The 25,960-nt window shown below is 71.1% G+C and carries 32 protein-coding genes; 17 read left to right on the plus strand and 15 right to left on the minus strand.

What is annotated here, in order from left to right; genetic code table 11:
* Window positions 1-88 precede the first annotated feature (88 nt).
* Window positions 89-1,069, minus strand: coding sequence for a porphobilinogen synthase (hemB, locus tag U5911_RS05310; protein WP_336035911.1), 981 nt, complete (start codon window positions 1,067-1,069; stop codon window positions 89-91).
* A gap of 184 nt (window positions 1,070-1,253) precedes the next feature.
* Between hemB and U5911_RS05315 the strand changes: the two genes are divergently transcribed.
* The 4 genes from U5911_RS05315 (at window position 1,254) to U5911_RS05330 (ending at window position 4,548) form a co-directional block, all read left to right on the plus strand.
* The gene (locus U5911_RS05315) at window positions 1,254-2,498 is read left to right on the plus strand and encodes an MFS transporter (protein WP_336035912.1); all 1,245 of its coding nucleotides are present in this window, start codon (window positions 1,254-1,256) and stop codon (window positions 2,496-2,498) included.
* A 68-nt stretch (window positions 2,499-2,566) separates the two neighbouring features.
* Window positions 2,567-3,280, plus strand: coding sequence for a GNAT family N-acetyltransferase (locus U5911_RS05320; RefSeq protein ID WP_336035913.1), 714 nt, complete (start codon window positions 2,567-2,569; stop codon window positions 3,278-3,280).
* The gene (locus U5911_RS05325) at window positions 3,280-3,966 is read left to right on the plus strand and encodes a GNAT family N-acetyltransferase (protein WP_336035914.1); all 687 of its coding nucleotides are present in this window, start codon (window positions 3,280-3,282) and stop codon (window positions 3,964-3,966) included. The genes U5911_RS05320 and U5911_RS05325 overlap by 1 nt, the downstream gene beginning before the upstream one ends.
* Window positions 3,967-4,014: 48 nt before the next feature.
* Window positions 4,015-4,548 carry a GNAT family N-acetyltransferase gene (locus tag U5911_RS05330; protein WP_336035915.1) on the plus strand — a complete coding sequence of 178 codons (534 nt, stop codon included), beginning with the start codon at window positions 4,015-4,017 and terminating at the stop codon, window positions 4,546-4,548.
* Window position 4,549: 1 nt separating this feature from the next.
* On the opposite strand, the gene U5911_RS05335 is transcribed toward U5911_RS05330, so the two are convergent.
* The 4 genes from U5911_RS05335 to U5911_RS05350 all read right to left on the minus strand — a co-directional run bounded on the left by U5911_RS05335 (window position 4,550) and on the right by U5911_RS05350 (window position 8,772).
* Window positions 4,550-6,685: a (Fe-S)-binding protein gene (locus U5911_RS05335; protein ID WP_336035916.1), complete on the minus strand. Its 2,136-nt coding sequence runs from the start codon at window positions 6,683-6,685 to the stop codon at window positions 4,550-4,552.
* 76 nt (window positions 6,686-6,761) lie between these two features.
* Window positions 6,762-7,469 (minus strand): energy-coupling factor transporter transmembrane component T family protein, encoded by a 708-nt coding sequence (locus U5911_RS05340; protein WP_336035917.1) that lies wholly within the window; start codon window positions 7,467-7,469, stop codon window positions 6,762-6,764.
* Window positions 7,466-8,191: an energy-coupling factor ABC transporter ATP-binding protein gene (locus U5911_RS05345; RefSeq protein WP_336035918.1), complete on the minus strand. Its 726-nt coding sequence runs from the start codon at window positions 8,189-8,191 to the stop codon at window positions 7,466-7,468. The genes U5911_RS05340 and U5911_RS05345 overlap by 4 nt, the downstream gene beginning before the upstream one ends.
* Complete coding sequence (locus U5911_RS05350; RefSeq protein ID WP_336035919.1) at window positions 8,191-8,772, minus strand: biotin transporter BioY; 582 nt, start codon at window positions 8,770-8,772, stop codon at window positions 8,191-8,193. The genes U5911_RS05345 and U5911_RS05350 overlap by 1 nt, the downstream gene beginning before the upstream one ends.
* A gap of 106 nt (window positions 8,773-8,878) precedes the next feature.
* Here U5911_RS05350 and U5911_RS05355 point away from each other — a divergent pair, with 106 nt between their 5' ends.
* From U5911_RS05355 to U5911_RS05370, 4 genes are all read left to right on the plus strand, one after another.
* Window positions 8,879-9,475: a conditioned medium-induced protein 4 gene (locus U5911_RS05355; RefSeq protein WP_336035920.1), complete on the plus strand. Its 597-nt coding sequence runs from the start codon at window positions 8,879-8,881 to the stop codon at window positions 9,473-9,475.
* Between the two features lie 135 nt (window positions 9,476-9,610).
* On the plus strand, window positions 9,611-10,276 hold the full coding sequence (locus U5911_RS05360; RefSeq protein WP_336035921.1) for a hypothetical protein: 666 nt from the start codon (window positions 9,611-9,613) through the stop codon (window positions 10,274-10,276).
* Window positions 10,273-10,905, plus strand: a complete 633-nt coding sequence (locus U5911_RS05365) for a DUF2238 domain-containing protein (protein WP_336035922.1) — start codon at window positions 10,273-10,275, stop codon at window positions 10,903-10,905. Before U5911_RS05360 ends, U5911_RS05365 begins: the two co-directional genes overlap by 4 nt.
* Before the next feature lie 184 nt (window positions 10,906-11,089).
* Window positions 11,090-11,695 (plus strand): CRISPR-associated protein Cas4, encoded by a 606-nt coding sequence (locus U5911_RS05370; RefSeq protein ID WP_336036711.1) that lies wholly within the window; start codon window positions 11,090-11,092, stop codon window positions 11,693-11,695.
* Between the two features lie 12 nt (window positions 11,696-11,707).
* Here the strand turns inward: U5911_RS05370 and U5911_RS05375 are convergent, their stop codons facing one another.
* The 3 genes from U5911_RS05375 to U5911_RS05385 are packed head-to-tail and all read right to left on the minus strand — an operon-like array spanning window position 11,708 to window position 13,161.
* Entirely contained in the window at window positions 11,708-12,307 is a 600-nt protein-coding gene (locus U5911_RS05375; RefSeq protein ID WP_336035923.1) for an L-threonylcarbamoyladenylate synthase, read from the minus strand.
* A 48-nt stretch (window positions 12,308-12,355) separates the two neighbouring features.
* The gene (locus tag U5911_RS05380) at window positions 12,356-12,871 is read right to left on the minus strand and encodes a redoxin domain-containing protein (RefSeq protein WP_418771522.1); all 516 of its coding nucleotides are present in this window, start codon (window positions 12,869-12,871) and stop codon (window positions 12,356-12,358) included.
* Window positions 12,871-13,161 carry a glutaredoxin family protein gene (locus tag U5911_RS05385; RefSeq protein ID WP_336035925.1) on the minus strand — a complete coding sequence of 97 codons (291 nt, stop codon included), beginning with the start codon at window positions 13,159-13,161 and terminating at the stop codon, window positions 12,871-12,873. The genes U5911_RS05380 and U5911_RS05385 overlap by 1 nt, the downstream gene beginning before the upstream one ends.
* Window positions 13,162-13,287: 126 nt before the next feature.
* Between U5911_RS05385 and U5911_RS05390 the strand changes: the two genes are divergently transcribed.
* Together U5911_RS05390 and U5911_RS05395 are read left to right on the plus strand one after the other, a co-directional pair.
* A complete protein-coding gene (locus U5911_RS05390) occupies window positions 13,288-14,667 on the plus strand; it encodes a hemolysin family protein (protein ID WP_336035926.1) in 1,380 nt (459 codons plus the stop codon).
* Window positions 14,668-14,878: 211 nt separating this feature from the next.
* Window positions 14,879-15,520, plus strand: a complete 642-nt coding sequence (locus tag U5911_RS05395) for a sensor domain-containing protein (protein ID WP_336035927.1) — start codon at window positions 14,879-14,881, stop codon at window positions 15,518-15,520.
* Here the strand turns inward: U5911_RS05395 and U5911_RS05400 are convergent.
* Both U5911_RS05400 and U5911_RS05405 read right to left on the minus strand, forming a co-directional pair.
* Window positions 15,513-16,685 carry an inorganic phosphate transporter gene (locus U5911_RS05400; protein ID WP_336035928.1) on the minus strand — a complete coding sequence of 391 codons (1,173 nt, stop codon included), beginning with the start codon at window positions 16,683-16,685 and terminating at the stop codon, window positions 15,513-15,515. The two genes, U5911_RS05395 and U5911_RS05400, sit on opposite strands and share 8 nt — an antisense overlap.
* Window positions 16,686-16,890: 205 nt before the next feature.
* Complete coding sequence (locus U5911_RS05405; protein ID WP_336035929.1) at window positions 16,891-17,580, minus strand: DUF5828 family protein; 690 nt, start codon at window positions 17,578-17,580, stop codon at window positions 16,891-16,893.
* 113 nt (window positions 17,581-17,693) lie between these two features.
* On the opposite strand from U5911_RS05405, the gene upp reads away from it, so the two are divergent.
* Together upp and U5911_RS05415 are read left to right on the plus strand one after the other, a co-directional pair.
* Window positions 17,694-18,377, plus strand: coding sequence for a uracil phosphoribosyltransferase (gene upp / locus U5911_RS05410; RefSeq protein WP_336035930.1), 684 nt, complete (start codon window positions 17,694-17,696; stop codon window positions 18,375-18,377).
* A 99-nt stretch (window positions 18,378-18,476) separates the two neighbouring features.
* Complete coding sequence (locus tag U5911_RS05415; RefSeq protein WP_336035931.1) at window positions 18,477-18,713, plus strand: DUF7569 family protein; 237 nt, start codon at window positions 18,477-18,479, stop codon at window positions 18,711-18,713.
* A gap of 218 nt (window positions 18,714-18,931) precedes the next feature.
* Here U5911_RS05415 and U5911_RS05420 read toward each other — a convergent pair whose 3' ends face one another.
* Both U5911_RS05420 and U5911_RS05425 read right to left on the minus strand, forming a co-directional pair.
* Window positions 18,932-19,900: a phosphotransferase family protein gene (locus tag U5911_RS05420; protein WP_336035932.1), complete on the minus strand. Its 969-nt coding sequence runs from the start codon at window positions 19,898-19,900 to the stop codon at window positions 18,932-18,934.
* Between the two features lie 76 nt (window positions 19,901-19,976).
* Window positions 19,977-20,597, minus strand: coding sequence for an IMPACT family protein (locus U5911_RS05425; RefSeq protein ID WP_336035933.1), 621 nt, complete (start codon window positions 20,595-20,597; stop codon window positions 19,977-19,979).
* A gap of 163 nt (window positions 20,598-20,760) precedes the next feature.
* Here U5911_RS05425 and U5911_RS05430 point away from each other — a divergent pair, with 163 nt between their 5' ends.
* The gene (locus tag U5911_RS05430) at window positions 20,761-21,048 is read left to right on the plus strand and encodes a hypothetical protein (RefSeq protein WP_336035934.1); all 288 of its coding nucleotides are present in this window, start codon (window positions 20,761-20,763) and stop codon (window positions 21,046-21,048) included.
* A gap of 100 nt (window positions 21,049-21,148) precedes the next feature.
* Here the strand turns inward: U5911_RS05430 and U5911_RS05435 are convergent, their stop codons facing one another.
* Window positions 21,149-21,652: an amino acid-binding protein gene (locus U5911_RS05435; protein ID WP_336035935.1), complete on the minus strand. Its 504-nt coding sequence runs from the start codon at window positions 21,650-21,652 to the stop codon at window positions 21,149-21,151.
* Window positions 21,653-21,757: 105 nt separating this feature from the next.
* Between U5911_RS05435 and U5911_RS05440 the strand changes: the two genes are divergently transcribed.
* Window positions 21,758-22,357, plus strand: coding sequence for a hypothetical protein (locus tag U5911_RS05440; RefSeq protein WP_336035936.1), 600 nt, complete (start codon window positions 21,758-21,760; stop codon window positions 22,355-22,357).
* A 1-nt stretch (window position 22,358) separates the two neighbouring features.
* On the opposite strand, the gene hisB is transcribed toward U5911_RS05440, so the two are convergent.
* Window positions 22,359-22,946 carry an imidazoleglycerol-phosphate dehydratase HisB gene (gene hisB / locus U5911_RS05445; RefSeq protein ID WP_336035937.1) on the minus strand — a complete coding sequence of 196 codons (588 nt, stop codon included), beginning with the start codon at window positions 22,944-22,946 and terminating at the stop codon, window positions 22,359-22,361.
* 258 nt (window positions 22,947-23,204) lie between these two features.
* On the opposite strand from hisB, the gene U5911_RS05450 reads away from it, so the two are divergent.
* Entirely contained in the window at window positions 23,205-23,360 is a 156-nt protein-coding gene (locus U5911_RS05450) for a hypothetical protein (protein WP_336035938.1), read from the plus strand.
* 39 nt (window positions 23,361-23,399) lie between these two features.
* On the opposite strand, the gene hisA is transcribed toward U5911_RS05450, so the two are convergent.
* Window positions 23,400-24,134: a 1-(5-phosphoribosyl)-5-[(5-phosphoribosylamino)methylideneamino]imidazole-4-carboxamide isomerase gene (hisA, locus tag U5911_RS05455; protein WP_336035939.1), complete on the minus strand. Its 735-nt coding sequence runs from the start codon at window positions 24,132-24,134 to the stop codon at window positions 23,400-23,402.
* Between the two features lie 147 nt (window positions 24,135-24,281).
* Between hisA and fer the strand changes: the two genes are divergently transcribed.
* Window positions 24,282-24,671: a ferredoxin Fer gene (gene fer, locus U5911_RS05460; RefSeq protein WP_336035940.1), complete on the plus strand. Its 390-nt coding sequence runs from the start codon at window positions 24,282-24,284 to the stop codon at window positions 24,669-24,671.
* Between the two features lie 208 nt (window positions 24,672-24,879).
* Window positions 24,880-25,200, plus strand: coding sequence for a hypothetical protein (locus U5911_RS05465; RefSeq protein ID WP_336035941.1), 321 nt, complete (start codon window positions 24,880-24,882; stop codon window positions 25,198-25,200).
* Window positions 25,201-25,960 lie beyond the last annotated feature (760 nt).

A 25,960-nucleotide genomic window follows, 5' to 3' on the forward strand; every position in this document is an offset into this window, starting at 1 on the left:
TGGACGAACGTCGACGCAAAAACCGCCGGATCGCCCCGGAGTTCGGCGCGCGCGGTCAAGCGGCGGGAGGCCGCGGTTGGAGCGTCAGCTACAGCGACTCGGCGACGTCCTCGGCGAAGTACGTCACGATCAGGTCGGCGCCGGCGCGCTTGACGGACAGCAGGCTCTCCCGGGCGGTCGCTTCGAGGTCCAGCCAGCCGTTCTCCGCGGCGGCGTGCAGCATCGCGTACTCGCCGGAGACGTTGTACGCGGCGACCGGCTGGTCGAACTCGCGGCGGACGTCCGCGACGACGTCGAGGTAGGGGAGCGCGGGCTTCACCATCAGGACGTCCGCGCCCTGCTCGACGTCGAGGGCGACCTCCCGCGCGGCCTCGCGGCGGTTCGCGGGGTCCATCTGGTAGTGCCGGCGGTCGCCGAACGCGGGCGCGCCGTCGGCCGCGTCCCGGAACGGCCCGTAGAACGCGGACTCGTACTTCGCGGCGTAGCTCATGATCGGGACGTCCTCGTGGCCGGCGTCGTCGAGCGCGCCGCGGATGGCGGCGACCATCCCGTCGGTCATCGACGACGGCGCCACCATGTCCGCGCCGGCGTCCGCCTGCGAGACGGCGGTCTCCGCGAGCAGCTCCAGGGTCGGGTCGTTCTCCACCGTCAGGTCGGGGTCGGACGCGGCGTCGTCCTCTATGACGCCGCAGTGGCCGTGGCTCGTGTACTCGCAGAGGCAGACGTCCGTGATCACGTACGCGTCCGTCTCCGCGGTGATGCGGCGGACGGCCGCCTGCACGACGCCGTCCTCGGCGTACGCCCGGCTCCCGGTCTCGTCTTTCGACTCGGGGACGCCGAAGACGATGACCGCCTCCACGCCCGTCGCCAGCACCTCCTCGACGCGCGCGACGGCGTCCTCGACCGGCACGCGCTCGTGGCCGGGCATCGACTCGATCGGCACGCGCTCGTCGGCCGTCGCGTCCACGAACACGGGCGCGACGAGGTCCGTCGGCTCGAGGCTGGTCTCCGAGACGAGGCCGCGCACGCCGTCCCCCCGGAGCCGCCGCGGCCGGTTCGTCAGGTCCATGCCCGAACGTCGGCGCTCCGCGCCAAAAGGGTTCGCGGAAGCGGTCGTTCGGCTTCGCCCCCCCTCGCGGCCCGATCGCTCCCGCGCGACCGACTGCGAGCCCTCGGACGGCTGTCGGGGTTCGGAGCCCCACGTCGTCGCCCGGTTCCGGAACGGACTTTGCCCACCCCGTAGTTTCGCGACTGTGGACAGCGACGACCTCCAGTTCTACGCGCTGTACGTCTCGCGGTTCGCGGGCGGCTTCGGGTTCAGCGCGCTCGCGCTCCTGCTGCCGAAGTACGCCAACGCCCTCGACGCTTCCGGGCTGATGCTCGGGCTGTTCTACACGGGGTTCACGGCGACGCAGGCGCTCGTCGTCGTGCCGCTGGCGTGGGCGGGCGACCGTTACGACAAGCGCGCCATCTTCGTCGGCTTGCTGGCGTTCGGCGTCGCCGTCTCCGTCGCGTTCACGCTCGTAGAGTCGTCCTGGCAGCTCGTCGCGGTGCGCGGCGGCCAGGGCGTGCTCGCGACCGGCATGGGGCTGTTGAGCCTCTCGCTGGTCGGCGAACTCGCGTCGCCGGGGACGCGCGCGAACTACATCGGGAAGGCCAACGCGTGGCGGTTCGCGGCGTCCCTGCTCGGGTTCGCGGCGGCGGGGGTGCTCTTCGACCGGTACGGCTTCGAGCCCGTCTTCTACGTGCTCGCGGCGCTGTTCGTCGCGGCGTTCGCCGCCGTCTGGCTGCTGCTGGACGCCGACGACACCCGCATCAGGGGGTTCCCGTTCAGCGACCTGGCGGTGAACCGCCGCATCCTCACGCTGACGAGCTTCCGCGCGCAGTACGCCGTCGCGGTGACGCTCGTGCGGTCGTGGGTCTCGGTGTTCGCGGGGCTGGCGGTCGCGCAGGGCGGGCTGGCGTACAGCGGCGCGGTCGTCGCCGTCGTGTTGAGCGCGGAGAAGTTCACGAACATGCTCTGCCAGCCGTACACGGGCGGCCTCTCGGACCGCTACGGCCGCTCGCTGTTCGTGGCGGTCGGGGGCGCCGCCTACGGCGTCGTCGCGCTCGCGGTGCCGTTCACGCCGGCGGTCGGGAGCGCGCTCGGGCTGCCGTCGGCGCTGCCGGTGCTCGGCGCCCTCTCGCCGGCGTTCCTGCCGCTGCTGGTGGCGAACGGCCTGCTCGGCGTCGCCGACTCGCTCCGCGAGCCGGCGAGCATGGCGCTGTTCGCCGACGTCGGCGTCGACGGCGAGGGCATCGCGTCGTCGTTCGGCGTCCGGGAACTCGTCTGGCGTCCCGGGAGCGTGCTCGCGCCCGTGCTCGGCGGCTGGCTCATGTCCCGGTTCGGCATGGAGTGGGCGTTCTTCGTCGGCGGCGCGTTCGCGCTCACCGGCGTCGCGACGTTCCTCGGGGTGCTCGTCCGGACGCACGGCCGTCGCGCGCTCACCGAGTGGTGAACTCTCGGCTCGCCGACTGAAACTGCGTTCAGCGAACACCTAACTCCCTGCGTGTTCGTCGACTCGGTATGCCAGGTGCGATGTTCACCGAGGGGGAGTCGGTGGCCCTCCACACCATCGAGGACGACGACCTCGAGTTCCTCCGGCGGTGGCGCAACGACCCCGCCGTCCGACGCCCGCTCACCGTGAACGAGCCCTCCAACGGCGAGCAGACCGAACGGTTCTTCGAGGACGCCATCTCGGCGGACGAAGACGCGAACTTCCTGATATGCGTTGCCGACCGCAGGGAGGCAACGGAAGAGGCGAGCGGGGAGGGACGACCCGTGAGCAGCGTTGCCGACCGCAGGGAGGCAACGGAAGAGGCGAGCGGGGAGGGACGACCCGTGAGCAGCGTTGCCGACCGCAGGGAGGCGACGGAAGAGGCGAGCGGGGAGGGACGACCCGCGAGCAGCGCGGGCGCCGAGCCGGTGGGGATGATCTCGCTGTTCGACGAGGACCGGACCGCCGGCACCGCGACCATCGCGTACTGGGTGGTGCCGGACGCGCGCGGCAACGGCTACGCGACGGACGCGACCGACCTCGTCTGCGAGCACGCGTTCGCGGACCGCCGCCTGCACAAGGTCCGGGCGGACGTCCTGCACTCGAACGAGGGGTCCCGGCGCGTCCTCGAGAAGGCGGGCTTCGAGCGCGAGGGCGTGCTGCGCGAGGAGAAGTTCGTCGGCGGCGAGCACGTCGACGTCTACCGGTACGGCCTGCTTGCGGCCGACTGGAGGGCGGAGTGATGCCGGGCGCCGCGTTCGCTCGCGGCGAGTCGGTCGTCCTGCGCACCGTCGAGACCGAGGACGTGGCGTTCCTGCAGCGGTGGCGGAACCACCCCGACGTCCGGCGGCCGCTGACGGACGCCGACCCCAGGAACGGCGAGCAGGTCGCGGAGTACGTCGAGAACCGCGTCTCGGGCGACGGCGACGGCTTCGGATTCGTCGTGTGCGCGCGCGACCGCGAGGCCGCCCGGCGGCGCCTCCGCGAGTACGACGGCGCGACGCCCGCGCTCGAGTACGGTGACGACGAGGGCGGCGAGGGCGACGCGGCCGACGACCGGCCGGTGCCGGTGGGGACAGTCCACATGCCGTGGATCCGCCAGCCGCACGCCTCCGGCATGATTATGTACTGGATCGCGCCGCCCCACCACGGCCACGGCTACGTCACGGAGGCGACCGGACTCCTGCTGGAGTACGCGTTCGACGAGCGCCGCATCGCGAAGGCGACGGCCATCGTGTTGGAGACCAACGAGGGCTCCCAGCGCGTCCTCGAGAAACTCGGGTTCGAGCGCGAGGGCGTCCACCGGCGGGAGACGTTCGTGGACGGCGAGCGCCGCGACAACTACCGGTACGGCCTGCTCGCCGACGAGTGGCGCGCCCGGTCGGACGGCCGGCCGGCGCCCGCCCGGACGCGTCGGCGGACTGACTGAAAGCCGTTTCAGCGAACCTATAACGCCCCGGGGGCGTTCGGTCCGCGTATGCCAGCACCCGCGTTCGCGGAGACCGACCGCGTCTCCCTCCACCCAATCGAGGAGGCGGACTACGAGTTCGTCCGCGAGTACCGCAACCACCCCGACGTCCGGATTCCGCTCACCGACTCGCGCATCCGCACGGTCGAGGACGTCGCCGAGTCCGTCGAGGACGCCGACTACCGGTTCCTCGTCTGTGCCAGCGACGAGAATGGCGACCGCGTGCGCGTCGGCGAGGTGGCGTTCGCGTACGTCGCCCGGGAGGGCGAGCGCGGCGCGCTGATGTACTGGATCGCGCCCGAGCACCGCGGCAACGGCTACGTCACCGAAGCGACCGAACTGTTCCTCGACTACGCGTTCCGCGAGTGCGGCTTCCACAAGGTGACCGCTCGCGTCCTCGAGTCGAACGAGGCGTCGGCGGCGACCCTGGAGAAACTCGGGTTCGTCCGCGAGGGCACGCGCCGCGAGTCCTCGGTCGTCGACGGCGAGTACGAGGACATGTACACGTACGGCCTGCTCGACCGCGAGTGGCTGGACCGGTAGGTCAGTCGCCGGCCGCCGCCGTCGCGCCCGCGCCGCCGGCGTCCCGTTTCGCCTCGATGGCTTCCACGAGCAGTTCCGTGACGTCGGTGACGTCGATGTCGTCCTCGTAGCCGCCGGTCTTCCGGCCGTCCTCGTACATCGTCATGCACATCGGGCACGCGACGACGAACCGGTCGACGCCGCTGCCGGCGTCCGTGTCCTCGAGGGCCTCCCGGATGCGCTCCTCGCTGGGCTTGGGGTCCTCGTCGAAGTCCATCCAGAGGCCGCCGCCGCCGCCGCCACAGCAGAAGGAGTCGCTGCGGTTCCGCGGCATCTCGTCGAGCGTGACGCCCGTCGCGCGGATGACCTCCCGGGGCGCCTCGAACTCGCCGTTGTACCGGCCGAGGTGGCAGGGGTCGTGGTAGGTCACGGTGTCGTCCAGTTCCGTCCCGGAGAGCCCGAGCGCGCCCTCGTCGACGAGCCGCTCGACGACCTGCGTGTAGTGGTAGACGGCGTCGCCGTCCTCGAACCCGAACTGCTCGTACTCGTTGCTGAACGTGTTGTACGAGTGGGGGTCCGTGCAGACGATCTTCTCGTAGTCGCAGGACTGGAAGGCCTCGATGTTGTCCTCGGCGAGCATCTCGTAGAGGCCCTCCTCGCCGACGCGGCGGATGTCGTTGCCGTCGTTCTGCTCGTCCTCGTAGAGGATGCCGTAGGAGACGCCGGCCTCCTCGAACACCCTCGCGAGCGAGCGCGCGACGTGCTGGTTGCGGTCGTCGTAGCTGGGGTAGTCCCCGACGTACCAGAGGTACTCCACGGACTGCTCGCGGGCGTCCGGCACCTCGAAGTCGAGGTCGTCGGTCCAGTCGGGGCGGTTCCGGTCCGGGTCGCCGAACGTGTTGCCCTTCTGGAAGGCGTTCATCACGGCGTCCTCGACGTGCTTGTTCATCTGGCCGGACTCCGTCAGGCGGCGGTTCATCTCCGTGAACTGCGTGACGTGCTCGATGTCCACGGGACAGGCGTCCATGCACGCCATACAGCTCATGCAGGACTCCATCGTCTCCGCGTCGACGACGGAGGTGCCGCCGTCCGCGACGATGTCGACCTCCTCGCGCGTCCCGGCCTCGAGGCCCTCCCGGTAGGACTTCAAATCGAGGATGACGTCCCGGGGGTCCAGCGGCCGGCCGGAGGCCTTCGCCGGGCACACCGACGAACAGCGCCCGCACTTCGTGCAGGCGTCGTGGTCGAGCAGCTGCTTCCACGAGAAGTCCTCGATCTCCGAGGGCCCGATCTCCTCGGGGCTGGCGTCCTCGGGCACCCTGGGGAGGCGGGCGCCCGCGTTCTCGTCGCTCGTGACGAGGTTCGCGTAACTGGAGAGCATGTGGAACGGCTTCGCGTACGGGATGGCGGCGACGAACGCGAGCGCGAGCAGCGCGTGACTCCACCACACCAGGGGGTACGCGGCGGCGGCCAGCTCGGCGGAGACGCCCACCGCTTGCAGGACGTCCTTCACGAACCAGCCGACGAACGACACCGTCTCGAAGGAGACGTCCCGCGTGGCGCTCGTGCCGAGGATGCGGACGCCCTCGGTGACGTAGCCGCCGACGCCGAGCAGGAACAGCGTCCACACGAACAGGTCGTCCTCGGCGCTCGTGTGCTTCCCCCAGAGGCGGTCGTTGCGCTGCCAGTACCGGCGGTACAGCGCCATGCCGACGCCGACGACGAACAGCAGCCCCATGGCGTCCGCGACGAACGAGTACGCGAGGTAGAAGTCGCCGACGAAGAAGGAGGGCTGGCCGAGCGCGAGCGTCCACACGTCCATGTCGAACCCGAGGATGGCCGTCGCGATGACCAGCGTGAGGAACCCCCAGACGACGAACGTGTGCATGACGCCGGCGTAGAGGTCGCGGTCGAACTGCTTCTCGTTGGTCGCGACCTGCTTGGTCGCGGCGAGGACGCGTCCGGGCAGGCCGCTCAGTCGGTCGACCGGGTCCTCGCTGCCGCGGGCGTACGTCGCGAACCGCTCGTAGACGCCGTACAGGAAGATGGCGACGGCCATCGCGGCGAGTCCGTAGAACAGCACCTCGCCGACGTGGCCGATGCGCCAGAACGTCGGCCGCGTCGGGGCGCCCGTCTGGGCCAGCGCGAGCGAAATCATACCAGAACACCCGGACAGGACGCGCATAAAGGTTGGCAACCGGGGGACGCGCCTTCCACAACGTCTGCGGGAACTGTCAGGTGAGCGCGGCGGCGGCGAGCGCGGCGGCGACGCCGGTCGCCAGCCAGTCCCGCCGCGAGAACGCCAGCGGCGGCGGCGTTGGGTTGTACGCGAAACAGCGCGCGCGCATCGCGACGGCGAGGGCGTCCGCGCGGTCGAGCGCTCGCGCGAGCCCGCCGACGCCGACGAGGCGGATGCGCTCGGTCAGCGAGCGTTCGCCGCCGAGGCGCGCGTGCACGGCGTCCCGACGGCCGGCGAGGTCGGCCTGCAGCACGGGGAGGAACCGGAAGACGAGGCCGACGCCGACCGCAGCGAGCACGCCGACGCGGCCGGGGAGCAGCCACCGGACGGCCGCCCGGGAGTCCCGGACTGGCGTGGTGTAGACGTAGCCGGCGGCGACGAGCAACACGAGCAGCACGCGGTAGGAGGCGAGCGCGGGCGGGACCGCGGCGGCAGGGCGGACCCACGGCGGGCCGAACGCGACGGCCGCGACCAGGGGGCCTGCGGCGAGGAACGGGAGGACGGCGACGAACTCGCGGAGGGCGGCCAGCGGCGTGGTGCCGGCGAGCAGCGGCGCGGCGACGGCCAGCGGCGTGAGCGCCAGGAGGCCGACGGGCGTGGTGTGGGCGAACGCGGCGGCGGCGAACGCGGCCTGGAGCGCGAGCTTCGCGCGCGGGTCGAGGCGGTGGAGGACGCCGCCGCCGGGCCGGTAGGCGAGCGTCACGGCTGGCCGGCGGCGCGCGCGCCGGGCGGCACGCGCACGCCGAGGTCGGGGAGGCGGTCGGCCACCTCGCCTGGCGCGCCCCTCGCCGCGATGCTGCCGTCGGCGAGCGCGACGACGCGGTCGGCGAACGACCAGACGTCCCGGAGGTCGTGGGTGACGACGACGAGGCTGGTGCCGTCGGCGTGCAGCGTGCGCAGGCGGTCGAGGACGGACTGCCGCGCCGGCCAGTCGAGGCCGGCGAACGGTTCGTCGAGCACGAGGTGGTCGGGGCGCATGGCGAGCGCGCCGGCAATCGCGACCCTGGCCTGCTCGCCGCCGGAGAGTTCGTCGATGCGTTCGTCGCGCCGCCCGGCGAGGTCGACGGCGGCCAGCGCCTCGTCGACGCGGTCGTCGATCTCGGACCGCGGGCGGCCGAGGTTCTCGGGGCCGAACGCGACGTCCGCGCCGACGGTCGCGCCGACGAAGCCGTCACGCGGGTCCTGGAACACCATGCCGACGTTCGCGCGCGCCGCGACGAGGTCCTCGTCGACGGGCGTGCCGTTCACGAGCACTTCGCCCTCGTCGGGTTCCAGCAGGCCGTTCAGGTGGCGGACGAGCGTGGTCTTCCCGGAGCCGTTCGCGCCCGCGAGCAGCACGCACTCGCCGTCGGCGACCGCGAGGCTGACGCCGTCGACGGCGGCGGTGTCGCCGTAGCGGTGCGTGACGTCCCTGAGTTCGAGCATCAGGCGGCGCCGAGGTCCTGGGTGCGCGTGATGCCGACCGCCGCGGCGATCTTGAACGCCTCCGCGGGGACGAACGCGACCGCGGCGACGGCGAACGCCTCCGACAGCGTGACGTCGTTGGCGACGGCGTAGCCGACGGTGCCGCCCGCGTAGACGACGGCGGTCGCGGCGACCATGCCGGCGACGAGGCGCGCGACGCCGATCGTCCGCGGTTCGTCGAGGCCGCGGAGGCCGTGCGCGACGGCGCCGACGACGACGGCGCCGAGCGGGTACGTCCAGAGGTAGCCGCCGAACGGCCCGAGCAGTTCGCCGACGCCGGCGCCGCCGCCGGCGTAGACGGGCGCGCCGACGGCGCCGGCCGCGACGTACAGCGCGAGGGAGACGCCGCCCCAGAGCGGCCCGAGGTAGATGCCCGCGAGGAACACGCCAAGCACCTGCGCGGTCACCGGGACGGGCGAGACTGGGTTCGGGAACGACACGTACGCGAGCGCGCCCGTGAGCGCGGCGAACACGGCGGCGCGCGCGAGGTTCTCGGCGGCGTCGTCGCCGACGAGGTCGACTGACTCGGTCTCGACGCTCATGTGCCACCCACCCTCGTCAACCCGTTTTAATCGCCCGGTTTACGAACGCGCCGGTGGTGAGGCAATAGACATATAGCCGCGCGTTCCACTAGACCACCAACATTACATGGACGAGAAGACCGAGGAACTCCGGGACATCTTCATGGACGTGGCCGACGACGAGACGGTCACGGAATCCCAGGAAGACACCCACGGTTCCCTCGCCTCGGCCGAGGACGTCGAAGCCCGCCTCCGCGAGGCCGTCGCCGACATGCGCGACACCCTCGACTTCGACACCGACCTCGACGTCGACGACCTCGCGACGGTCGTCGAACAGTTCTACGCCGGCGACACAGACGCCGAGATCGCCGCCCGGCTCGACGCCGACGCGGACCCGGAGACCGTCGCCCGCGCCCGCCTGGACCTCCACCTCCTCCGCGAGGCCGACACGGACGCCCCGTTCGACCTCGCGACCCTCCGCGACGCCGACGAGGAGTCCCCCGCTGCCCTCGCCGCTGCCCTCGACGCCGACGAGGACGACGTCGCGCACTACCGCCGCGTCGTCGACGTCCGCGAGGAGATCCGTCGCGTGAACGACCGCTACCGCGCGGAGTTCGAGAACGTCCTCCAGGACCGCGAGCTCTCCGAACGCCTCACCAGTTCCGTCCACGAGGACGGCCTCGACGGCGCCACGGAGGGCCAGGAGACCGACATCGACATCTGAGGAGACCGGCATCACACCCGAGGAGACCTGCGTCGACACGGCGGCCGCGTCGGTCGCCCGCGGCACCGCTCGTCCCGCCGGCGCGCTCGCCGCCGCCGGCGGTTTTATGCACGGTACGCGACACACTCCGCACGGATGACCGCCGACGCCGACCGCGACGGGCCGGGGGACGCCGAGTCGGTCGAGGAACTGCTGGACGTCGACTCAGCCGAGGACGTCTTCGAGCGGCTGTTCCGGAACAGCCTCGTGAACGCGGCCATCGCGTGGGTGTTCGTCGCCGTGCTCGCGGGCGTGTTCGCCGACAGCGTCCTCGACTTCGACCGGCAGTGGATGGTGTTCGTCGCGGGCGCGGGCGCCGTCGTGCTGGTGCCGCCGGTCGCGTACCGGTCCTGGCGCGTGATGTTGCCCTGGGAGCTGCTCGTGCTCGCGCTGCTGCCGATTCTCGTTCGCGGCCTGTTCGGCGGCCGCGTCGGCGCGTTCTCGACGTACTTCGCGCTCGCCGCGGTCGCGCTCGCCGTCGTCGTCGAACTCCACCTGTTCACGTCGCTGAAGGTCACGCACTGGTTCGCGGTCGTGCTCGTCGTGATGACGACGCTGGCCTCGGGCGCCGCGTGGGCCATCGTCCGCTGGAACCTCGACCAGTACTTCGGCACGAACTACCTCAGCACGAACGAGGCGCTGATGGTGGAGTTCCTCTGGATGACGCTGGCGGGCGTCGCGGCGGGCGTGCTGTTCGACGTCTACTTCCGGCGCCGGAACAACTGGCTGCGCCGCGCGCTCGGCCGGGTGATCCGCGGATGACGCTGCTGCCGCGGCCGTCGCGGGCGAACCAGCGCCGCATCACGCGCGCCATGCAGATCGTGCTCGCCGCCCTCGTGGTCTACGGGCTCGTGCGCGGCAACTCGAAGGCCGTCGTGAACGGCTCCATCACGCTCGCGATCACGTTCCTCCCCGCCGTCCTGGAGCGCAACTACGAGTTCCCCCTGGACCCCTGGCTCGCGCTGTGGGTCACGGCCGCCGTCTTCCTGCACACGCTGGGGTCGTCCGGGCTCTACGCCCACATCGAGTGGTGGGACCACGTCACGCACTCGCTGTCGGCGTCCCTGGTCGCGGGCGCCGGCTACACGACCGCGCGCGCCATCGACATCCACCACGACGACATCTCCATCCCGCCGGAGGTCGCGTTCGTCTACATCTTCGTGGTGGTGCTGTCGTTCGGCGTCCTCTGGGAGCTGTTCGAGTTCGGGCTGGACATCGCCGCCGCGGAGACCGGGCTGACGATGCCGCTCGCCCAGCACGGCCTCGAGGACACCGTCAAGGACCTCACGTACAACTCGCTGGGCGCGCTCGTCGTCGCCGTGTTCGGGCAGGCCCACCTCGTCGGCGTCGCCGAGCGCATCGAGGACTGGTACCACGAGCGCGCCGCGTAGCGAACGTTCAAGTGCGGGCACGCGGCCACCCAGCCGCGTGCCCGACGCCGACCAGGACGACCGGCCCGACCACGAGAATCGGCCCGACCACGAGAATCGGCCCGACCAGGACGACCGGACCGACTGCGGTCGCGACACCGTCGCGTTCTCCGACCTCGCTCGCGCCGCGTACTGTCCGCGCCAGCTGTACTACGCGCGCCGCGGCGACCGCGACCCGCCCGCCGAGCACGAGCACGCCCGTGAGATCGCTCGCCAGTACGGCGCGCTCGCGGTCGCCTCGGACGCGGCGCTGGCGACCTACGACCTCGCGGTCGAACCGTCCGAGTTCCGGTCGAACCTCGCCGCAAGCCTCGACCGCCACCCCGGGGTCGGCGACCCCGCCGAAACCGCCCAGTTCCTCCGCGGGAAGGACGCTCACGGCCGTGCAGCGAAGGTCCACGCGGACCCGCCGGCGGCGTCCGTGGTGACGCCCGGCGGTCCACCCGAAACGGGGGTGTGGGGGCCCCAGGCGGTGCGCGCCGTCGCCGCCGCGAGCGCGCTCGCGTGGCGCGAGCAGGCGCCCGTCGACCACGCGTTCGTGGAGTACGCGCGGCACGGCGTCGTCCGGCGCGTCGACCTCACCACGCGGAAGAAGGCGGCCTACCGGCGCGCGCTCCGCACCGTCCGCGGCCTCGACGGCCCGCCGCCGCGACTCCACGACGACGCGAAGTGCGGCGCCTGCGAGTACAGCGACCGCTGCGGCGCGAAGACGCGCACGCTCGGCTCGCTGCTGTCGTTCGGCGACGACTGACGCGGCCGGGAGTCAGCCGCGCTCGGCGAGCCAGTCCCGGACCGCGTCCGCGTTCGCGCCCTCGCGGAGCACCTCGCCGTGCGCGACGTCGACGACCGTACTCCCCGTCCCGCCCGGCGTCTCGCCCGCGTCGAGCACGACGTCGACGCGGTCCAGGAGCGCGTCGTCGACGTCGCCGGGGTCGGTGGGGCTCGGTCGCCCGCTGATGTTCGCGCTCGTCGCCGTGACCGGCGCGACCCGCTCCAGGAGCGCGAGCGCCACCTCGTGGTCGGGGACGCGCACGCCGACGCGGTCGCTGCCGGCCGTGAGGACGTCCGGGACGGCGTCGCGCTTCCGGCAGACGACGGTCACTGGCCCCGGGAGGAACGCGTCCATGAACGCGCGCTCCGCCTCGCCGACGTCGACGTACTCGCGGGCGCTCTCGGCGTCCGGGAACGCGAACGACAGCGGCTTCTCGCGGCTGCGCCCCTTCGCCGCGAACACGCTCTCCACGGCGTCCTCGTCGAGGGCGTCCGCGCCGAGGCCGTACACCGTCTCGGTCGGGTAGACGACGAGGCCGCCGCGGCGGACGGCGTCGGCGGCCGCGTCGAGGTCGGCGTCGCTGACGGGCATACGCGACGGTAGGTCGCCGGCGCCGAAAAAGCGTTGCAGTCTCGCGCCTCAGATGCTCGCGACGGCGTCCTCGACGTCGTCGTAGTCGGGGAACGCCGGCCACTCGTCGGCGACCCACGCGTACGCGACGGTGCCGTCCTCGTCGACGAGGAAGACCGCCGGCCGCGGTTCGCTGACGCCGGCCATCCCGTCGAGGTCGTGGCTGACGCCGTACGCGTCGGCGACGCCGTTCTGGGGGTCGCTGAACAGGCCCGCGAACGCCTCGATGCCGCGCTCGGCGATGGTGGTCTTGTGCTCGTAGGGCGTGGAGATGGAGACGCCCGCGACCTGGACGCGGTGGTCGTGGACGCCGCGGTCGCGGAGCTCGTTCCAGAGGTACGTCGCGGGGAACGCGCCGTCCATCGGCGTGAACACCAACAGGACGGGGTCGTCGGCGAGCAGGTCCGAGAGCGCGACGTCCTCCCAGTACTCGTCGGTGACCAGGGGGCGCGTGAAGTCGGGCGCCTCGTCGCCCTCGGCGACGTGGTCCGCCTCGGGCAGGTCGACGACGTCGAAGTCCACCATCACTCGCCACCCCCGTAGGTCGCGTCGAGGTAGTCGACGATGTTCGCGCTCTCGGCCATCGCGACGCCGGTCTCGTCGTCGACGATGGCGGGCACGGTGCGCGCGCCGACGATGCGCTTGACGGCGTCGCGCTCGGCGTGCATCGGCTCGACGAACCGCGAGTGGTAGTCGACGCCGAGCTCGTCGAGCCTGCGGACGACGCGCTCGCAGTACGGGCACGCCTGCAACCGGTAGAGGGTGACGTGCGCGTCGCTGTGCGCGGGCCGGGGCGGAGTCGCTCGCGCGCTCATGTGCGTCCGTTCGCCCGATGTCCGGATAACCGCTTCGCCAGCGGCGGACGACGCGGCTGCCAGCAGTTGCGCGACCGACGCGCACCGTCAAAGTTTAAGCCACGGCCCGAAAACCCCGAACACGGAATGGGCCATCTCTCGCTCCCGCTGGCTGTGCTGCTGTTCGGCGTCGAACTCGGCCAGGACGTCATCGTAGCCACTGGCGTCGTCGTGATGGCGGTCCTGATGGCGCTGTCGGCGTTCTTCTCGTCGTCCGAGATCGCGATGTTCTCGCTGGCGCGCCACCGCATCGACGCGCTCGTCGAGGACGGCAAACCCGGCGCGGAGACGGTGGCCGCGCTCAAGGAGGACCCCCACCGGCTGCTCGTGACGATCCTCGTCGGGAACAACCTCGTGAACATCGCGATGTCCTCCATCGCGACCGGCCTGCTCGGCTACTACCTCTCGCAGGGCCAGGCGGTGCTCGCGGCGACGTTCGGCGTCACCGCGCTCGTGCTGTTGTTCGGCGAGAGCGCGCCGAAGTCCTACGCCGTCGAGAACACCGAGTCGTGGGCGCTCACCATCGCCGGCCCCCTGAAGTGGTCCGAGCGCTTCCTCTACCCCCTCGTCGTCACGTTCGACTACCTCACGCGCATCGTGAACCAGGTGACGGGCGGCCGCGCGGCCATCGAGACGAGCTACGTCACGCGCTCGGAGATCCAGGACATGATCAAGACGGGGGAGCGCGAGGGCGTCATCGAGGAGGACGAGCGGGAGATGCTCCAGCGCATCTTCCGGTTCAACAACACCATCGCGAAGGAGGTGATGACGCCGCGCCTGGACATGACGGCGGTGTCCACGGAGGCGTCCATCGAGGACGCCATCCAGACGTGCACGCAGGCCGGCCACGAGCGCGTCCCCGTCTACGAGGGCGAACTCGACAACGTCATCGGCGTCGTCAGCCTCGAGGACCTCGTCCGCGAGTACCTCTACGGGGAGAGCGACGACCTCGACCTGGAGGACCTCATCGAGCCGACGCTGCACGTCCCCGAGTCGAAGAACGTCGACGACCTGCTCCGGGAGATGCAGGACGAGCGCGTCCAGCTCGTCATCGTCATCGACGAGTTCGGCACCACGGAGGGCCTGCTCACCGCCGAGGACATCACCGAGGAGATCGTCGGCGAGATCCTCGAGGGCGAGGAGGAACTCCCGATCAACTTCGTGGACGACGACACGGTCCGGGTCCGCGGCGAGGTGAACATCGAGGAGGTCAACGACGCCCTCGGCATCGACCTGCCGGAGGGCGAGGAGTTCGAGACCATCGCTGGTTTCATCTTCAACCGCGCGGGCCGGCTCGTCGAGGAGGACGAGACGTTCCGCTACGAGAACGTCGAGCTCACCGTCGAGCGCGTGGAGAACACGCGCATCATGAAGGCGCGCGTCAGGCGGCTCCCCGAGGAGGCGGAGGAGGCCGCCGAGGCCGAACACGAGAGCCTCGCAGAGGACGGCGCCGTCGACGGCGACTAGGGAGTGAGGCGGCCACGGGCGACTAGGGAGTGAGGCGGCTACGTTCGACCGCCGTCGGGTCGGTACTACTGCGTCGGCGAGCGGGCGACCGCCGTCGCGTCGGCACTGCCGCGTCGGCGAGCGGGCGACCGCCGTCGCGTCGGCACTGCCGCGTCGGCGAGCGGGCGACTGACGCGAACGCTTTTCCCGCTGCACCGAACAGACAGGCTCGATGCCCCTCCAACTCGACGCGTCTACGGTCCGCCGGGAGGCCGCGACCGTCCTCCGGGACGCCGCGCGCTCCACGCTGTACCTCCTCGTCTCGTTCCCGCTCGGCGTCGCGTACTTCGCGCTGGTCGTCGGCGGCGTCGCCGCCGGCATCTCGCTGCTGGTGTTCGTCGTCGGCGTGGTCGTGCTCGCCGCGACCGCCGCGGCGGCGCGCCGCGTCGCCGCGCTCGACGCCGCGTTCGGCGCGCGCGTCTACGGCCTCCCCGCGCCCTCGCTGGCCGCGCCGCGGTCCACCGACGGCCTCTTCGACGCCGCGGTCGCGGAGCTCGCGACGCCGGCCGGCTACCGCGCGACCGCCTACCTGGTCGCGCGGTTCGGCGTCGGCCTCGCCGGGTTCACGTACGTCGTCACGTGGCTGTCGGTGTCTGGCGCGCTGCTCGGCGCGCCGCTGTACTACGACGCGCCGGGCGTCACCGTCGGCGTCCCCGGCGCGTGGACGGTCACGACGCTGCCGGGCGCGCTCGCCGTCGCGGCCGCGGGCGCCGTCGTCGCGGCGGTCGGCGCGGTCGTCGTCGCGCCCGCCGGCAGGGTGGCCGTGCGGGCGACCGGCTACGTCCTCGAACTGCCGCGGCCGGCGGCTACGTGACCGCGGACACCGCGAGGAACCCGGCGTAGCTGACCGCGAGCGCGAGCGCCAGCGACGCAACCCACGCGAGCACCGTGAACACCATCTTCCGCCTGCTGACGCCGCCGCCCGTCGAGGCGGCGTAGCCGGAGCCGACGATGGCGGAGACGATGATCTCGTTGAATGAGACGGGGATGCCGAAGAAGACGGCGGTCTGCGCGATGGCGAAACTCGGGATGAGCGCGGCGATCGAGCGCCGCGGCCCCAGCGACGAGTAGTCCTGCGCGATGGCCTTGATCATGCGCGGCGCGCCCGTCCACGACCCCGCCAGCAGCCCGGCGCCGCCGCCGACGAGCACGTACGCGAGGGGGACGTCGCCGCCGACCAGCGGGAGCAGCGGGCCGACCGCGAGGCCCACTTGGCTGCCGCCCGCGGAGAACGCGACGAGGCCGCCGAGCGCGAGCAGGAAGTGCCGCTGGCCGCGGTACGGGTCGCCGGCGACGTCCCAGTAGAGGACGGCGGCGGTCGCCGCGGCGACGGCGAGCGTGACGGCGCCCTGGACGAGCAGGACGGACGCGCCGACGGTCGCGGCGACCGCGCGCGCCAGCGACCAGCTGACGCCGGGCGGCCCGAGGAACACGAACTGGATGTTCGCGACGATGGCGCCGACGACGGCGCCCAGCACGGGGACGGCGACCGCGTCGCGGTCGAACGTCCGGAGGCCGCGCGCGGTCGCGTACGCGATGCCGCCGCCGACGAACGGCACGAGCACCCACAGCGCCGCAATCTCCTGGTACTTCGCCCACGCGGGCGCGCCGCCCATCGCGAGGCCGGTGCCGACGACCGCGCCCGTGACGGTGAACGCGGTGGCGATCGGGTAGCCCGTGAACACGCCGACGGCGACCAGCGTCGCGGCGATGATGAGCGCGGTCGTCGCGGCGACCGGGGAGAGCGTCGCGCCGACGACGAGTTCGCGGCCGACCGCCTCGGAGACGTTCGCGCCCTGGAGGACCGCGCCGGCGAACCCGAGGATGCCGACGACGAACCCGGCGCGCATCACGGTGATGGCGTTCGCGCCGACGGCGGGCGCGAACGGCGTCGACCCCGAGGACCCGGCGCCGATGGCCCACGCCATGAACAGGCTCGCCAGCGCGGCGACGACCATGACCGCGAGTCCGGCTGCCATTACGCGCCCTCTCCGTGCGGCCCCTTCAAGAGACTACCGACCGGCGGCTCGCTCGCCGGTACTTCGCGCGCCAGCCGGTATTTTTCGCGTTGGCCGGCACTCTGCGTGTTTCGCGTTGGCCGGCACTCTGCGTGGTCGTCGCGACTCCGCGCGGCGGCCGCCACCTCGCACTGTGCGGTCCGCGCGACGCGGCGACGGCGGCCGCCTAGTTCGTCGTGGACTTCGGCTCGTCCTCGGCGCTCCCCTCGGGCGGTTCGACGCCCTCGACGGCCTCGGCGGTCTCGGTCTCGCGTTCGGTGTCGACGTGCCAGCGCTCGATGTCCTCGAAGGACTCGAGGTGGTCGCGGACGGCGTCCTTCAGGTCGTCGTCGTTGACGTTCACCTCGAGGACGAACTCCTCCTGGCTGCGCACGCGCTGGATGTTCGCGGACACGAGCTCGTTGTCGAAGTAGTACGGCGCGACCTGGGTCATCACCTTCTTGTAGACGACGTTCTCGACCTTCCGGAGCGCCTGCCGGCCGGCGGTGTCGGCGGCGCGCTTGACGTGGTTCAGCGAGTCCTGCCACTTCTCGACGGCCTCGTCGGCCTCGCCCTCCTCGAGTTCCTCGTAGGACTCCGTGAGGCGCTCGCCCGCGGTCTGGAGGTCGTCGTCCGGCGACTGCCCCTCCTTCTCGCCGGTGCCCTCGCCGACGCTCGCCTGGTCGGCGGTCTTCTCGCTGACCTCGTCTTCGATGCGCTCGTGGGACTTCGGCCGCCACTCGTTCCACTCCGCGAAGGCGTCCGGGTAGTCGTCATGAGCGCCGGCCTCGCGGAGCGCCTGCGTGATGCGCTCCCCGTGCTCGACGACGTCGCCCCACGTGCCGCGTTCCTTGAACCCGGCGACGCTCTCTTCCATCGTTGGCGCACGTAGGGCGTCCTCCACTAAACCTCTTGTCGGTGACGTGCGGACACGCCGCACGCGAACCCGCGATAGCGGGTTTTAAGCGGGTTCGGGGACCGGTCACACGTATGCCCATCGAGGACCGCGGCGACGCGAACGTGCTCACGCACGCCCTGGCGAAGGACACGCTCTCCCGGATTCGGGACGTCGAGACAGCACAGGTGGAGTTCCGGAAGGGGCTCGTGAAGCTCGGCCGCATCTGCGGGTACGAGATCATCGACGGCGCGATGGAGACGGAGTTCGTCTCCCTGGAGACGCCGCTGACGGAGACGACCGGCGAGCGCGTGAAGGGCCTCGACGACGTCGTCATCATCAACGTCCTGCGCGCGGCGACGCCGTTCGTGGAGGGGCTGCTGAAGGCGTTCCCGCGCGCGAAGCAGGGCGTCATCAGCGCCGGCCGCGACGAGGAGGCCGGGATGAACGAGGCGGGCGAGTTCCCCATCACCATCGACTACGTGAAACTCCCCGAGTTCAGCGAGGAGGACACGGTCATCGTCGCGGACCCGATGCTCGCGACGGGGTCGACGATGTGCACCGTCCTCGAGTACGTCACCGAGGAGATGCCCGGACCGGGCGTCGAGGACCTGTTCGTGCTCTCGGCGGTGAGCGCGCCCGACGGCCTCCTGCGCGTCGGCGAGCAGTTCCCCGAAGCGGAGCTCCTGACGGTCGCCATCGACGACCGCCTCGACGACGACGGCTTCATCGTCCCCGGCCTCGGGGACGCCGGCGACCGCGCGTTCCGCACCAAGTGAGCCGACGCGACCCCAGCCGCGACCGCCGGCCGTGACCGGCGCCCGGGCGGCCCGGCCCGGACCCTCACGTTGAAGGCGCTGCCCGTCTACAGCGGGGGTATGAGCGAGGACGTGGACTCGGAGCCCTGCGAGTGGTGCGGGGAGGCGGTCGCCGCCCCCCTCTCGCGGACAGTGCGCGTGACCGTCGACCGCTCCCAGATCGACAGCCAGCGGCTCTGCCCCGAGTGTTTCGCGAACTGGATCGACCGCTACGAGACCGAGATGCGGCCGGAGGACCCGGACCCGGCGCCGGACCCGACCGCCGTCGACGACGACACGGACATCATCGTCGACTGACGCCGACCTCGGCACCGCCGCCGTCGCCGTCTCGCTGCACCCCTTCGTTTCACCTCCCGACGAGCGCGCAGTCGCGCGGTTTTCGGTCGCGGGAACTCGTCACGAAACGTACCCTTCGAGCCCTCCGGAGACCTCGGGAGCCGTCCGAACCGGCGGGAACTCGCCGGCCTCGCCGTCTCGGGGTGCGACCGGCCGGCTGCCGCAGGGCGCGACACCCCCTACGCCGAGGCCGCGGCCGCCCGGGCGTCGTCGAGGCGGCGCTGGAACTCCTCGCGCACCCACGCGGCGAGGTCGCCGGTCGGCCGGTCGACCTGCGGCGCCCACAGCTCGAACGTCTGCGGCGTCAGGAGGAACGCGACGGCGCGGTAGACGGGTCGCCGCGCAGCGAATCCCTCGGGGAGGCCGCCGGCCCGCGACCGGTACCCGTCGTGGAGCGCGTCCCGGAGCACGGCCCGGTCGGCCTCCTCGACGTCAGGCTGCTCCGCGAGGTGGCTCGCCGCGTCGACCACGTCCAGCGCGGGGTCGCCGACCATCGCGCGCTCCCAGTCGAGCAGGCCGGGCGGGTCGAGCAGGCAGTTCGACCGGCTCGGGTCGCCGTGCAGCAGCGCCGCGGGCGCGTCGTCGAGCAGGTCCGCGGCGTCCCGGACGACCGCCGCGAGTTCGCCTGGCAGGTCCGCGAACCGGTCGGCGAAGAGGTCCGCGGCGCGCTCCTCGACGGTCGCCGCGAGCGTCTCCGACCACGGCGCCGCCTCCAGGTCGAGGCCGGCCGGGCCGCCGCCGGCGATTCGGCCCGACCGCTCGAATCCCGCGTCGTGCACTGCAGCGATTGTCGCGCCGGTCCGCCGGACCATCGCGGCGCGTTCCTCGGTGTCGGCGTCCGGCCACGACGCGGCGAGCGCGCGGCCGCGGACCGGCTCCGTCGCGAGGTAGGGTGGGTCGCTGTCGGGCGCCGCCGCGAGCACCGACGGCGTCTCGACGTCGCAGTGCGCGTCGGCGTACCTGGTCGCCGCCGTCTCCCGGACGAGCCGACGCGTGCCGTCCGTCGCGGTCTTCACGTAGGCGGCGTCGCCGTCCGTGAACGCGACGCGCGCCGTCCGGTTGCCCGGACGCGTGTCCCGCTCGTCGACCTCGGCGACGGACCGGCGGGGGAACGCTGCCCGGACGGCGGCCTGCAGCGGGTCGCTCATACCTGGATCATCGCTCCGGTCGGCAAGAAACCCCGCGTCGTCGCCGGCTGGCGTCCGGCCGCTGTGATAACTCCCGTCACTGGATCGTCGCCCTACCGCTGGTCGCGTCCCGGACGCGCTCGCGGAGCGCGTCGGCGTCCTCGCGCGCGACGGTCACCTCGAAGGCGACGTCCTCGCCGTACTCGGCGTCGAACTCGCAGTCCGCGGACTCCAGGATGCCGCGGACCGTCCCCGAGTCGTCGTACTCGACGGTCACCGCGAGCCGCGCCTGCGGCCGCTGCTCGACGACGCCGGCGGCGTCCACGGCGTCCTTCACGGCCTTCCCGTACGCGCGAGCGAGCCCGCCGACGCCGAGGTTCGTGCCGCCGTAGTACCGCGTGACGACGACCACCGCGTTCTCGACGTCGCGCTGCTGGAGGACGTTCAGCGCCGGCTTCCCCGCCGACCCCGTCGGCTCGCCGTCGTCGCTCTGGTACTCCCGCAGGAGGTGTCCGCCCCCGGGCCCGCCGGACTCCACGCGGACGCGGTAACACGGGACGTTGTGCGTCGCGTCCGCGTGCTCGCTGCGCACCGCCTCGACGAACGCCTCGGCGTCCTCGACGGTCGCCGCCGGCGACGCGTACCCGACGAACTCCGAGCCCTGCACCTCGAAGGACGCCTCGCCGCGGCCCGCCAGCGTCTGGTACGCGTCGGTCACGCGCCAGTCTCGGGGCCGCGGCGAGTTCCCGGTTTCGGTCGGCCGCCGCCGCGACCCCGGCGGGCGCGTCGGACGCGCGGCGGCCGCCCGCCAGCCGAAACCGCGAGACGCCGGCAGGCCGCTCCCAAAGGATTATGCGTGCGCTCGGCGAACAGGGCTGGCGATGGCCGCGCTGACGACGCTGGAACTCGTCTACGTGCTCTTCAGCATCGCGCTCTCCCTGTCGGGGCTGGCGATGGTCGCCATCGCCGCCAACGCCTACCTGCAGACGGAGCGCCGCGAGATGCTGCTGCTCGCCGTCGGGTTCGCCATCATCGTCGCGGCGGCGATCGCGACCACCGTCTCCGCGTTCAGCCAGGACTTCCAGAACCCCATCGTCCTCCTCACCGTCAACTACGCGATCACGACCGTCGGCTACCTGTTCGTCATCGCGAGCGTCGTCGGCCAGTAGGCGCTGCGCCCTCGCAAGTCGGCAGGTCCGGTGGCGTCGCCGGTCAGCAGGTCCGGTGGCGTCGCCGGCCAGCAGGCTCGGCGGCGTCGTCGACCGGCGGTCAGGAGAGCTCGACGGACCGCACGAACGGCAGTTCCATCAGCTCCGTCACCACCTCGCCGGGCAGCGCCTCGTCGGTCACGAGGTAGAGCCGCGGCTCGTCCGTGAACTCGGGGTCCTCGCTGATGGTCTGGCGGATGGAGATGCCGCGGTCGGCGAGCAGGCCCGCGACCGCCGCGACGATGCCGGACTCGTCGGCGTCCTGGACCGCCACCGTCACCACCGTCAGGTCGAGGACGGGCGCGAGGTCCATCAGGCTCGGGATCTGGCTGATGTTCTGGAAGATGCGCCGCAGTTCGTCGTCCGCGAGGATGGCCTCCGTCGTGGAGTCGACGACGCGCCGGTCGACGCCCGCCTCCTCGGCGACCTGCGTGTACGGGATCTCGATGCCGCCGGAGACCACGCGGCCCTCGTCGTTCACGGAGAACCCCCGTTCGAGCAGCAGGCGGATGACGGCCTGCTGGCCGGGGCTGCCCGCGAACTTCTCCATGATGTCCTCGAACATACTCCGAGGGAGGCGGCGTGCCGTGAAAACCCTGGGGGTGGCCGCCGCCGGTCGCGCCCGGTCGGGGACACGAGGCTTTTGGCGGCGCGCGCCCTCCGTCCGCGCATGCGCCAACTCGACACGTGTGACTTCTGCGGGGACGCCGCCGAGGGCGTCTACGAGGTCGTGCCGGCGAGCGTCGCCGGCGAGCCGAAGCGCCTCGCGCTCTGCGCGGACTGCCGGGCCACCCTCCAGTCGGTCGTCGACCCGCTGCTGGCCGCCGCGAGCGCGACCGGGACGGCGACCGCGGACGCGAGCGACGATGCCAGCGGCGAGGACGCCGCCGACACCGCGACCGCCGACTCGACCGATGCCGGCGACTCGACGTCCGCTGAGTCGCCGCGCGACGCCGACGCCGACGGCACGGACTCCGAGGGCGTCACCATCGAAGTCGGCGGCCGCGACGACGCCGACGCGGGCGGCGACGCAGACCCAGCGGAGACCGAGGGACCGAGCGCCGGCGGCTCGCCGGCGCGCCGGCCGAGCGGCTACGCGCAACTGATTCGCCTGCTCCAGAACCGCGACGGCGCGATGCCCCGGGAGGACCTGCGCGCGCTCGCGACGAACGCCTACGACCTCGGCGACGCCGAGTTCGAGGCCGCCGTAGAGGCGGCCATCGAGAACGGCGACGTCGAGGAGACGGCCGGCGGCCTGCGGACGACCTGAGTCAGAGCGCTCCTTTCGTCGACGGCGTGCCCGAGCGCCGCTCGTCGACGCGCGTCGCGTCGTCGAGCGCCCGCGCGACGCCCTTGAACAGCGCCTCGATCTCGTGGTGGGCGTTCTCCCCGTCGACGCCGCAGTGCAGGGTGAGGCCGCCGTTCGTCGCCAGCGACCGGAAGAAGTGCGCCGCCATGTGGCTCGTGAACTCCCCGACGTACGGCTGGCTGAACTCGCCGTCGAACTCGTAGAGCGGCCGCCCGGAGACGTCCACGACGACGCTCGCGACCGCCTCGTCCAGGGGCACGCGGCGGTCCGCGAACCGCTCGATGCCGCGCTTGTCGCCGAGCGCCTCGTCGAACGCCTCGCCGAGCGCGATGCCGACGTCCTCGACGGTGTGGTGGTCGTCGATCTCGAGGTCGCCGTCGCAGCGCACCGTGAGGTCGAAGAGGCCGTGTTTCGCGAACGACGCCAGCATGTGGTCGAAGAAGCCGATGCCGGTGTCGACGGTGCTGTCGCCGTCGCCGTCCACGTCCAGCGTCACGTCCACGTCCGTCTCCGCCGTCTCCCTGTTCACGGCGGCCGTCCGGTCGGTCATGGCCGGAGTGTGGGCGGCCGGCTACATGGTCGTTCCGCCTGCTCGCGAGTGTCGCACCTGGATTCGCCACTGGCGGCGCCGCTTCGAGACCCCCTCGCTCGCGGCCGCTGGGGTCTCGTCGAGCAGCCCGTCGACGGTTCCGGAGTCCTGCACGGCGACCGCAGCAGCCACCCGCTCACGCCACGGCCACGGGACAGTTGTGGGCGACATCGACAATATTATTCGGTGTGGGTGTCCGGTTCGGCGTACGCCCTTCGGATGTACGGAATCAATCCACTCGGTAGTCTCGTGCTGGCGCTCGTGGTCCCGCTCGTCCTCGTCGTCCTCGGGACCTACCTGGGGGTTCTCGGGGCGCTCCAGACGTTCTTCGGCGAGTCGTCGTGGCAGGACGTCGCGACCGACGACGAGGAGTGAAACGTCGCCCACCGGCGGGCCAGTTCGGGAGAACCGGGGTCAGCCCTCGCTGTCGACGGCCGCCTGCGCCTCCGCGAGCGTGAAGTTCCCCTCGTAGAGCGCGGTGCCGACGACGACGGCCGCGGCGCCGGCGTCCCTGAGTTCGACGACGTCCTCGACGTCCGCGACGCCGCCGCTGGCGACCACGGGGACGTCGACGCTGTCCGCGAGCCGCCGCACCGGCCCGGTCTCGACGCCGGTCTGCCGGCCTTCGACGTCGACGTTCGTGAAGAGGATGGCGCCCGCGCCGAGGTCCGCGTACCGCTGGGCGGCCTCGACGGGGTCGAGGCCGGTGCCCTCCGTCCAGCCCTCGACGACGACCTCGCCGTCTTTCGCGTCCAGGCTCACCATCACGCTCCCGGGGTGGTGAGCGCTGATCTCGCCGACGACCTCGGGCGTCTCGACGGCTGCGGTGCCGAGGATGACGCGGTCGACGCCGCGCTCGAGGAGCTCGGTGGCGTCCGCGACGGTGCGGATGCCGCCGCCGAGCTGGACGTCCACGCTCGTCGCGTCGAGGATGCGGCCGACCGCGTCCGCGTTCGCGCGCTCGCCGTCGAACGCGCCGTCGAGGTCGACGAGGTGGAGCGTGCGCGCGCCCGCCTCCACCCACCGCCGCGCGGCCTCGACGGGGTCGCCGTACCGCCGCTCCGTCCCGCGCTCGCCCTGCACGAGCTGGACGACCTCGCCGTCCTGCACGTCCACCGCCGGCACCACCTCGAAGGAGTCGAACGCCATGGCGAGTGTTCCCCCCGGAGACCGTAAAAGCGTCTCGGCACGCGACCGTACCGCCGCCTCCTCGCCGATAGCGGGCGCAGACGGGCCGTATCCGCCGGGAGCACGAACAATAACTACTATGCCTGCGGGCTGCGAACGACACGGACGATGCCGACGGTTGAATACCTGAACTACGAAGTGCTGGACGACCAGGGCTGGGACATCGACGACGACGACCTCTTCGAGAAGGCCGGCGACGCCGGCCTCGGCGAGGAGGACTACGGCACCCTCGACGTCGCCGAAGGGGAGTACATCCTCGAGGCCGCCGAGGCGCAGGGCTACGACTGGCCGTTCTCGTGTCGCGCCGGCGCGTGCGCGAACTGCGCGGCCATCGTGAAGGAAGGCGACATCGACATGGACATGCAGCAGATCCTCAGCGACGAGGAGGTCGAGGAGAAGAACGTCCGCCTGACCTGCATCGGCTCGCCGGCCGCCGACGAGGTCAGGATCGTCTACAACGCAAAACACCTCGACTACCTGCAGAACCGCGTCATCTAATTAACAGCGTAAAACGCTCGTTAAACAAAACAGATCGACGTCGGGGTCACCGCATCCGTGGTCCCGCTTATTTTCCTACGCAGACGCTCCCAAACGCTGATTTACCTCTGGTTCGAAGACTCGGATCAGAACTCCGGGCATGATAGATCTGTCACAGGACACTCGGCATAAGATTATCCAGGTCGTCTTAGGGCACCCATCGCATCTCGTGTCAATTGAAGAGTTGGACTACTTCATCACTGATACGACGAAAGAGGAACTCACTGTTGAACTCGACCGATTACGAGATGCCGGGATCATCAATGAGTACACGCACGATCCGAACCGGTCTGAAGAGCTCCCGTGGAAGTTCTATGGGCCTTCTGAATCCGGGATTGAAGCTCTTGGGACGTCCAACTTTCTGAAGGGCGTGCCAGCAGCCCGCGCCATTATCCAAAAGACGCGCACGACCGAGAAAATCAATCGCCATATGAACGCACCTCGCCCGTCCCTGCCGTCCGCAGTTCGAACTAGTTTACAATATCGGTAGCGTGCGAAGACCGAACTAATTGGTTTCGAGTCGCACCTGGAAGTCGCACTCTGGGCACCGATACTTCTCGTCTTCGACGGAGTCCATTTCCACTTCCTCGCCGTGCCGGTTGCTGCGGCAGTGCACGGTGATGTTTCGTCGTGGCACGGCTCGGTGATCGCGGTCTTCTAAGTTCCATTCGTCGTTTTTGGTCATGAGTGGTTGGACTGACTTCGCTTGGACGTATTGCCTTACCGAGTGGGATTATCCCAATCCGTGGTGATTCACTGAATCGGTGACTGGGACCTTGACAATTGCACCGACTCGGATTCAATAATCCGCAATACTGGGTGTTTTGTGGTACCTCCACGACACGGTCGTCTCAAACTGTCGTATCGAAATATCACCGTCGCCGCTCTTCGTCCTGATAGATTTAGGACTGGATCTTCCGGGCCGTGTTAAGAGCTTTCGCTGCGAGCTGGTAGCTCCCTGTGTTTTTGATGGATCCAGATCCCTCCGAGAACGACCTATTTGACAGTACAAGAATTATCGCTGTTCTTCCGACTTGCCGTCTCGCCTTCCGAAGAGTGCGCAGATACCAAATGAAAACGGCGCTTCGTCTGGCACTTTTAACGCGAATCATAGGACACCGCATCCCAAACGAAAAATCTGCAATCTGCACTCACAACGAGGGGGGTCTCTTTTGATGAGGGTGCGCAGATTCCAAATGAAAACGGCGCTTCGTCTGCCGTTTTCCGGTGTATCGTCAGGATACCGTATC

It is taken from the genome of Halobacterium yunchengense (genome assembly GCF_037031165.1).
GTDB lineage: Archaea > Halobacteriota > Halobacteria > Halobacteriales > Halobacteriaceae > Halobacterium > Halobacterium yunchengense.

Excerpts from the sequence above, each read along its gene's own strand:
- U5911_RS05440 (WP_336035936.1), top strand. The coding sequence starts at position 21,758 with ATGCGCCAACTCGACACGTGTGACTTCTGCGGGGACGCCGCCGAGGGC.
- fer (WP_336035940.1), top strand. The coding sequence starts at position 24,282 with ATGCCGACGGTTGAATACCTGAACTACGAAGTGCTGGACGACCAGGGC.
- U5911_RS05430 (WP_336035934.1), top strand. The coding sequence starts at position 20,761 with ATGGCCGCGCTGACGACGCTGGAACTCGTCTACGTGCTCTTCAGCATC.
- U5911_RS05350 (WP_336035919.1), bottom strand. The coding sequence starts at position 8,772 with ATGAGCGTCGAGACCGAGTCAGTCGACCTCGTCGGCGACGACGCCGCC.
- U5911_RS05415 (WP_336035931.1), top strand. The coding sequence starts at position 18,477 with ATGAGCGAGGACGTGGACTCGGAGCCCTGCGAGTGGTGCGGGGAGGCG.
- U5911_RS05450 (WP_336035938.1), top strand. The coding sequence starts at position 23,205 with ATGTACGGAATCAATCCACTCGGTAGTCTCGTGCTGGCGCTCGTGGTC.
- hisB (WP_336035937.1), bottom strand. The coding sequence starts at position 22,946 with ATGACCGACCGGACGGCCGCCGTGAACAGGGAGACGGCGGAGACGGAC.
- U5911_RS05325 (WP_336035914.1), top strand. The coding sequence starts at position 3,280 with ATGCCGGGCGCCGCGTTCGCTCGCGGCGAGTCGGTCGTCCTGCGCACC.
- U5911_RS05335 (WP_336035916.1), bottom strand. The coding sequence starts at position 6,685 with ATGATTTCGCTCGCGCTGGCCCAGACGGGCGCCCCGACGCGGCCGACG.
- U5911_RS05380 (WP_418771522.1), bottom strand. The coding sequence starts at position 12,871 with ATGGTGGACTTCGACGTCGTCGACCTGCCCGAGGCGGACCACGTCGCC.
- U5911_RS05365 (WP_336035922.1), top strand. The coding sequence starts at position 10,273 with ATGACGCTGCTGCCGCGGCCGTCGCGGGCGAACCAGCGCCGCATCACG.
- upp (WP_336035930.1), top strand. The coding sequence starts at position 17,694 with ATGCCCATCGAGGACCGCGGCGACGCGAACGTGCTCACGCACGCCCTG.
- U5911_RS05435 (WP_336035935.1), bottom strand. The coding sequence starts at position 21,652 with ATGTTCGAGGACATCATGGAGAAGTTCGCGGGCAGCCCCGGCCAGCAG.
- U5911_RS05405 (WP_336035929.1), bottom strand. The coding sequence starts at position 17,580 with ATGGAAGAGAGCGTCGCCGGGTTCAAGGAACGCGGCACGTGGGGCGAC.
- U5911_RS05390 (WP_336035926.1), top strand. The coding sequence starts at position 13,288 with ATGGGCCATCTCTCGCTCCCGCTGGCTGTGCTGCTGTTCGGCGTCGAA.
- U5911_RS05395 (WP_336035927.1), top strand. The coding sequence starts at position 14,879 with ATGCCCCTCCAACTCGACGCGTCTACGGTCCGCCGGGAGGCCGCGACC.
- hemB (WP_336035911.1), bottom strand. The coding sequence starts at position 1,069 with ATGGACCTGACGAACCGGCCGCGGCGGCTCCGGGGGGACGGCGTGCGC.
- U5911_RS05320 (WP_336035913.1), top strand. The coding sequence starts at position 2,567 with ATGCCAGGTGCGATGTTCACCGAGGGGGAGTCGGTGGCCCTCCACACC.
- U5911_RS05420 (WP_336035932.1), bottom strand. The coding sequence starts at position 19,900 with ATGAGCGACCCGCTGCAGGCCGCCGTCCGGGCAGCGTTCCCCCGCCGG.
- U5911_RS05360 (WP_336035921.1), top strand. The coding sequence starts at position 9,611 with ATGACCGCCGACGCCGACCGCGACGGGCCGGGGGACGCCGAGTCGGTC.
- U5911_RS05400 (WP_336035928.1), bottom strand. The coding sequence starts at position 16,685 with ATGGCAGCCGGACTCGCGGTCATGGTCGTCGCCGCGCTGGCGAGCCTG.
- U5911_RS05375 (WP_336035923.1), bottom strand. The coding sequence starts at position 12,307 with ATGCCCGTCAGCGACGCCGACCTCGACGCGGCCGCCGACGCCGTCCGC.
- U5911_RS05385 (WP_336035925.1), bottom strand. The coding sequence starts at position 13,161 with ATGAGCGCGCGAGCGACTCCGCCCCGGCCCGCGCACAGCGACGCGCAC.
- U5911_RS05330 (WP_336035915.1), top strand. The coding sequence starts at position 4,015 with ATGCCAGCACCCGCGTTCGCGGAGACCGACCGCGTCTCCCTCCACCCA.
- U5911_RS05345 (WP_336035918.1), bottom strand. The coding sequence starts at position 8,191 with ATGCTCGAACTCAGGGACGTCACGCACCGCTACGGCGACACCGCCGCC.
- U5911_RS05355 (WP_336035920.1), top strand. The coding sequence starts at position 8,879 with ATGGACGAGAAGACCGAGGAACTCCGGGACATCTTCATGGACGTGGCC.
- hisA (WP_336035939.1), bottom strand. The coding sequence starts at position 24,134 with ATGGCGTTCGACTCCTTCGAGGTGGTGCCGGCGGTGGACGTGCAGGAC.